We start from the raw sequence: 7,259 nt of genomic DNA, 5'->3' as shown, positions 1-7,259 counted from the left end.
GATCGACGTCGCGTGGGACGTGTTCATCTGCGGCGCCGGCGCCCTGATCGGGTTCGCCATGCTGAAGCACCGGGACTTCGGCCGCATCTGGGGAGCGTTCGGGATCCTCGCCTCGGCAGCCCTCCTATACCTCAACCTCGACACCTACCCGAGGGGCCCCGCGTACGCCGGGTCGGTGGATCTCGGGCCCGTGCTGGCCCTCTGGTTCCTGGCGGTGTTCGTGAGGATCACCTGGCTCCATCGGCGCCGGACGGGCGCCCGGGTCGGAGCGAACGGCGGCGAAGGCGGTGACCGTTGATCGGGGCGCGGCTTCGGTTCGTCGGCAGGCTCGCGTGGATGCTCGGCACGTGCGTCGCGAGCTCCTCGGTCCCCGCAGCCGGGCAAGAGCCGACGCACACCTTCCGACTCCACGCCGAGGGCGTCGCGGATTCCACCATCGCCGCCATCGCGGCGGATCTCTCGTGGGCGGAGGCGCGGATCGACGAGACGCTCGGCCCATTCCCAGACACGGTCTCGGTCCGGATCTTCGCCGGCCGCGAGGCGTTCACGGCGGCTCTGAGCGAGGCCTGGGGCATCCCGGAGACGGCCTGCTGGATGGTGGGGGCCGCGGACGACCATTCCCTGTACCTCCTCTCCCCCGACGTCTGGGCGGCGGAGGCCTGCGAACACGACCCGTCGGACGCCGGGCACCGGCGCCTGCTGGTCGCCCACGAGGCCGTGCACGTCTACCACGGCCAGGTGAATCCATCCGAGGACGTCGGGCTGCTGGAAGAGATTGGCTGGTTCGTGGAGGGGCTCGCCACCTACGTCTCCGGCCAGCTCGAGATCTCCCACGCGGGACGGGCGGCCGAGGCGATCGAGTCGGGCGCGGCGCCGGAGCGCCTCGAAAACGCCTGGTCGGGGCCATACCGGTACGGCGTTTCCGGCTCCATGGTGCAGTTCATCGACGAACGGTGGGGACGCGAGACGCTTCGCGAAGCTCTCCTCGCGACGACGGAGACCGAGCTGCTGGAGCTGTTGGAGATCTCCGAAGGGGCATTCCTCGAACGATGGCAGGACGGGGCCGACCGGAACGCGCGGTAGGATCCATCCCGGGAGCCGTTGATCTCGAACGCGGCGAAGAAACGCGGGCAGCCGGGTGTATCTGTCACGGACGAGGCCGTGGACGGGAGACGCGCCCGATCTATATTGAGCGGAACGCCACCACGGCGTCTTTCGACTCGAACGGAGAAGCCACAGATGCGTCAGCTGCTCAGACGGCGGGTCCCCCAGATCCTCGGCGCGTACTTCGCCGGCAGCTGGGTCCTCCTCGAGTTCACGGACTGGGCGGTGGACCAGTACGCGCTGTCCCCGACGCTCACCAACTTCGTCGTCACCACGCTTCTCCTGCTGCTCCCCGGCGCCATCGTGCTCGCCTGGCGACACGGCGCGCCCGGCGCGGACGACTGGACGAAGGTCGACGCGGCCGTCATCGGCCTCAACCTGGTGGCCGCCGGCGGGATCCTGATGACCGTGTTCAGCGGTCAGGAGCTGGGAGCCGCCACGACCGTCCGCCTCCTGGAAGATGACGCCGGGAACACCGTGGAGCGGGTGATCCCGAAGGCGGAGTTCCGACGCGATGTGCTCGTGTGGGACTTCGACAACGAGTCGGGTGACCCCGATCTGGACTGGCTGGAATCCGGCCTGTGGACGGGCCTCGCGCAGGACCTCAGCCAGGACCTCTTCGTCACCCCGGTGGATCCGCTCGACCCGCGGGTGATCGAGCCGCTCCGGGAAGCCGGCTTCGAAGCCCCGCACGACGTCCCTCTCGCCCTCAAGAGAAGGCTGTCGGAGTCTCGCGGAGTCGGACACTTCCTCTCCGGAGAGATCCTCGAGTCCCGCGGCGATTCGATCTCCGTGCGCACGCGCCTCTACGAGACCCGGAACGCGCGCGTGGTGGCCGAGCGGAGCTACCGCGGAACGGACCCGCTGGAGATGGTGGACCGGATGTCGGTGGATGTGCGACGGGACCTCGGGATCCCGGATTGGCAGATCGAAGAATCGGTCGACCTGCCGGCCGCCGAGATGCTCACCGATTCGCCGGAGGCCTTCCGGGCGTTCAGCGGCTACCGGCCGGCCCAGCTCGCGAACCGACTGGCCGACGCCCGGGGCGCCGCCGACTCCGCGACGCGCATCGATCCCACCTTCGCGATGGCGCACGGCGCCTCGGCCTCGGCCGCTCTCCTGCTCGGTGACCAGGCGACCGCCCGGGAGGGAATCGCGGAAGCGCTGAAGTACGCGTACCGGCTTCCGGAGCGCACTCGCCTGCTCATCCAGATGGTGGATCGCCTCGTGTTCCGCACCGATCCCGCCGGCGCGCTTCAGACCGCCAACTACTGGGCGGAGCTGTACCCGCAGGACCCGATGGCGCGTCAGCTGTATGCCCAGGCGTACGCCATGCAGGGCAACACCGACGGCATGATCGAGCAGTTCAAGGCGCTGCTGGTGCTCGACCCGACCAACGTGCAGGCGCACCAGGCGATCGCGGCCGGATTCCGGACGCAGGAGGAGTACGACAGCGCCCTCGTCTACTACGACCGGCTCATCGAGCTTCAGCCGACCGACGTGCAGACCCAGCTCGACGTCGCGGCCGTTCACACGAGCCTGCTGCACTTCGACGAGGCCAGACAGGAGCTGGAGCGCGCCCGCACGGTCGCACCGGACGACCCGTCGGTCGTCGGCCAGCTGGCGGGCCTGGGCATGACCGAAGGCCGCTACGAGGACGCCGCCCGGCGGATCGAAGAGATGGCCGGTCTCGTCCGCACGCCGGCGGAGCGGGCTTCCGTAGCCGGGACCGAGGAGACCTACTACTACCGGCGCGGGCAGTACGCCGGACTGCGGGAGGCCTACGAGCGGCGCGTGCAGGCGATCAGCGAGTACGAGCCGCCCATCCGGGCCGTTCAGCTCGTTCCGGCATCCGAGGCCCTGATCTACTCGGCGGACTGGGGCCGCACCGCGTACGCGCTGAGACAGATCGACAGCCTCCGAGCCACCGTCGAGGAGCCGTGGAGCCTGACGCTCGACGTCCCGGCCCTGATCGTCCACCTCGATCTGGGTGACCTGGCTGCGGCGAGGGAGAACCTCGCCGGACTCGAGAGGCTGGACGAGGTATTCGGAAACGCCCCCGGTCGGCAGGCACGTCTCCGGTGGGCCGAGGGTCGGATCGCCCAGCTGGAGGACGGCGACTGCACGCGGGCCCTCCCCTCGTACCGGGAGGCCACGGAGCTGGCTCCGCTATCGACCCTGTTCCGGGCTTGGCACGCCAACTGTCTGATCGCGCTCCGGCGGGCGGGCGAGGCGGAGGAGGAGGTCGACCGACTGGTGCAGCGCCTGCCCGGTGATCCGAAGGTCCGCATGGTGGCCGCGCGCCTCTACGACCTCCAGGGCAGGACGGACGATGCGATCGCGGAAGTCGAGACGGCGCTGGAGACCTGGTCCGAGGCGGACCCGGACTTTCGGCCCGCCCGCGAGGCCCGGGAGTTCCTCAGACAGCTCCGGGCCGGCTGAGTCACGGAGTCACGCGCGACGAACCGGCAGCGTCACCGGCCGGCCCGGGATCGCGCTGCTCTGAGGGCGCCTAGCCCAGACCGTAGCGCGTCGACAGATCCCGGATCGCTTCGCGACCGCCGATCACCGTCAGGCGGTCCCCTTCCTCGAGCACCGTGTCGCCGTGCGGGATGATCCCGTGCACCCCGCGGCGGACCAGGGCGACGAGCGAGTCCTTCGGCAGGTCGAGGTCCTTCACCTCCTCGCCGATCCAGGACTCCATCGGACCCCCGACGTCCAGCCGCAGGGACAGCGAGCGCTCCTCCCGCAGCAGGGTGCGGCGAAGCTCGTCCGGCTCCCGGGCTTCGAGCCAGCGTTCCACGAACCCGGCATCGTCCACGTGCGTCGCCAGGTGCCCCAGCAGCCTCAGGTGCTGACCGGGCTTGTCCTCCGGGCTGAGCAGGAAGAAGATCGCGTGGACCTGTTCGCCCTCGCTGCGCACCGTGACCCCGGACGCGGATCGAGCCAGCAGCATGATCGGACGATCCAGCCCCTCCGCGATGCGCAGGTGGGGCATGGCGGCGCCCTTCGCCACGGGCATGAAGCCGGCCTCCACCTCTTCCTCGAAACCGATCCGCAGGGACTCGGCCGGGACGCCGGTTCGGGTCGACAACCGCTCGGCCGCGACGGCGATCGCCGCGCTGAACGGAGCCCCGTCGCCCAGCTCCACGACCTCCGCACGGGCCACGACCTCGTCGTACGGGTCTTCTTCCCGGAGGCCCTTCTCCTTCACGATCCCCCGAAGCTCCACGTCGAGGCCGGCGTGCTGCAGCTCGCCAAGTCGGGCGAAGGTGTGGAAGATCGCTCCGGCGCGAACGGTGCGCGGGCGCCCGTAGAAGAAGTACCAGCCGATCGTCACCCCGATGAGCCCGAGGGTGAAGAGCACGGCGAGCTCCCCCATCTCGGCGATCAGCCAGAACGGCGTCACGAAGCCGAGGATCTGCATCCACGGATACAGCGGTGAGCGGAACCCGGGGTCGTACCCCGCGATCCGGCTCTCGCGCATGATCACCACGGCGATGCAGAGAAGGGAGAACAGGACCAGCTGGAAGGCGCTCGCCAGCTTGGCGATCCCCTCGACGTCGAGGAACACGATCGACCCGATCATCAGGAGACCCGTCACGACGATCGCGAAGGTCGGCGTGTGGAAGCGGCCGAGCTTGCCGAACCGGGGCGAGACGAGGCGGTCGCGCGCCATGGCCAGCGGGTATCGCGAGGCCGACATGATCCCGGCGTTGCCCGTGGAAGCGAACGCCGCGATCGCCGCGATCACGATCAGCATCACTCCGGCCCCCCCGGGAAGCCAGTCGAAGAACGCGAGCGCCGCCGTGGCGACCGGCTTCAGGTCGTCCCGGAGGGCGTCCGGCGGGAGCACGGCGACGATGATGAACACGCCCACCGTGTACACGACCGCCGCGGTGATCAGGGAGAGGATCATCCCGAGCGGGATGTTGCGATCCGGGTCCCGCACCTCCTCGGCCACGCTGGCCACCTTGGTGAGGCCGGCGTAGGAGACGAACACGAATCCCACCGTGGCCATGAACCCCTGGAAGCCGAACGCGAAGAACGGGGTGAAGCGGTCGCCGAGCGTCTCGCCGCTGACTCCGCTCGATGCGGGCGCCGCTGCCTCCGGCCCCGCGCTCCCGGTGAAGATGGCGTACAGGCCCTGCACGATGAAGAAGGCCATGATCCCGACCAGCCCGCTCACCAGTACGCGCTGCAGGCCGCTCGTCTCCTTCGCCCCGAGCACGTTGACGAACACGAACACGATCGTCAGCGCGATGGCGAGCGGCTGGATCGGCACGTCGAAGTAGATCGTCAGGTAGGCGCCCATACCGACGAGGGCGAAGGCACTCTTCAGGACGAGGGCCAGCCAGGTGCCGAGCCCCCCGACCGTTCCCACGAGCGGCCCGAGCGCCCGATCGAGGAAGTAGTACGCGCCGCCGGCCCTCGGCATCGCCGTGGCCAGCTCCGCCACGCTGAACATCGCCGGGAGGATGAACAGGCCTGCCACCAGGTACGCGAGCGCCACGGACGGACCGGTCTTCGCCGCCGCCAGTCCGGGCAGCAGGAAGAAGCCGGAGCTGAACATGGCCCCGGTGCTGATCGCGTAGACGTCGTAAAGGCCGAGCTCCTTCTGGAGGCGCGGCGGCCGGTCGTTCAAATGCACCTCACCGTCGATGTTTCCTGCCGGTTCTGTCCCTCCGAGCGGCCCGCCCGGCGCTGCATGGGCGAGGCCGTGCCGCGAAAGCGCTCGAGGCAACGCCGGGTCCGGGAATCGGACCCTCCTCAGTATCGCCCGGCCCGTCGGGACCAAGCAAGTGCGGTTCGTGCCCCTCGAGCCATGACCACGCTTCCGCGTGCCGCTATCTTGTCCCCGGTCGGCCCCCTCGCCAGCCGGCTTCCCGAACGTGGACGTCTGTCCCATGGCTTCCAGGTCGGACCGGAGCGATGCGCCCTTTCCGTGGCGGTCCTGTGTCGCCGTGTTCGTGCTCGCGCTCGCCGTCCGCCTCTTCTTCCTCACCCTGCTGCCTTCCGATTGGGTTCGCCCGAACGGGGACTGGGAGATCGAGGGCATCGCGATCTCCCTGGTCACCGAGGGCCGCTTCGCCGACCCGTACGCCGCGCCGACCGGACTGACCACCCACCTTCCACCCATCCCGCCGCTGCTCCTCGCGCTGATGATTCGGATCTTCGGACTGACCCTGGCCGCCGGGCTGGCGGCGTGGATCCTCCGCTTCGTCCTGCAGGCGGCCATACTCGGGCTGCTTCCGTGGATCGCGGAAAGGACGGGCCTCGGCTGGCGGGCCGGCCTCGTGGGAGGACTGGCGGGCGCCCTGTGGCCGCAGGCCGAAGCCCACGGCGGCAACGTCGCGGCGCTGCTGCTGGGCCTGCTCGCGGTGGCGTTCGTGCGGCGCTGGGATGCGTGGCCGAGTCGGGACCGGGTCGCGGACGTGAACACCGGTCCGTCGGCCGGCGCTTCCCTGCTCCTCGGCGCCGCCTTCGGGGTCGCCTTCCACGCGCAACCGGCGCTGCTCGGAGTGCTGCTCGGTTACCTCGCCTTCGAGGTGCTGTGGCTCCGGCATGCGGGTCGTTGGCGATCCGCTGCGGTGGTCCTCCTCGGAGCCTTCGTGGTCTGTCTTCCGTGGGGCGTCCGGAACTACCGCGCCTTCGACTCGGTCATCTTCGTGCGCGGGAATTTCGGCCTCGAGCTGCGAATGGGGAACCACGAGGGGGCCACCGCGAACATCGACGATCCGCATTTCAACCACTGGCCGCCGCACCCGCGCACGCACCGGGACGAGGCGATCCGGGTCCGCGAGATGGGTGAGGCCGCCTACATGAAGGAATCTCGCCGACAGGCCGTGGACTGGATCCGGGATCACCCCCGGGAGTTCCTGCGCTTGACCGCTCGCCGCTTCCGGCACTTCTGGGTTGGCCCACTCGACGACCCGGTGATGAGTCTGGCCTTCGTCTCGCTTGCCGCCCTGGCGCTCGTCGGGGGCGTGCTCGTGTTCCGCCGGATTGCTCCGCCGCGTGCCGCGGCGCTGCTCATTCCACTCCTCACCTTTCCACCGGTCTACTACCTGGTGCCGTGGCAGCACCGGTATCGGCTTCCGGTCGAGTGGATCCTCTTCCTTCTGGCAGGCTTTGCGGCGTGCACGATCGCCGGG

5 protein-coding genes are annotated in these 7,259 nt (G+C 69.7%); 4 read left to right on the top strand and 1 reads right to left on the bottom strand.

All coding sequences use genetic code 11. The annotated features are described in order from the left end of the window. The 3 genes from AC36XV_RS05765 to AC36XV_RS05755 form a co-directional block, all read left to right on the top strand. The coding region (locus AC36XV_RS05765; RefSeq protein ID WP_492202730.1) for a hypothetical protein at positions 1-298 on the top strand (298 nt) is incomplete at its 5' end. Further along, positions 295-1,083: a hypothetical protein gene (locus tag AC36XV_RS05760; protein ID WP_492202729.1), complete on the top strand. Its 789-nt coding sequence runs from the start codon at positions 295-297 to the stop codon at positions 1,081-1,083. The genes AC36XV_RS05765 and AC36XV_RS05760, both read left to right, overlap by 4 nt. Positions 1,084-1,239: 156 nt before the next feature. After that, positions 1,240-3,546: a tetratricopeptide repeat protein gene (locus AC36XV_RS05755; protein WP_492202728.1), complete on the top strand. Its 2,307-nt coding sequence runs from the start codon at positions 1,240-1,242 to the stop codon at positions 3,544-3,546. Positions 3,547-3,616: 70 nt separating this feature from the next. Here the strand turns inward: AC36XV_RS05755 and AC36XV_RS05750 are convergent, their stop codons facing one another. Further along, positions 3,617-5,749: an amino acid permease gene (locus AC36XV_RS05750; protein ID WP_492202727.1), complete on the bottom strand. Its 2,133-nt coding sequence runs from the start codon at positions 5,747-5,749 to the stop codon at positions 3,617-3,619. Between the two features lie 262 nt (positions 5,750-6,011). Here AC36XV_RS05750 and AC36XV_RS05745 point away from each other — a divergent pair. Beyond that, positions 6,012-7,259 (top strand): hypothetical protein (locus tag AC36XV_RS05745; protein WP_492202726.1); only part of this gene is annotated, 1,248 nt, incomplete at its 3' end.

The sequence above is a fragment of the Candidatus Benthicola sp. genome, from assembly GCF_058719085.1.
Note: the sequence above shows the minus strand (reverse complement) of the source record. Positions and strands in the feature narration are given on the sequence as shown.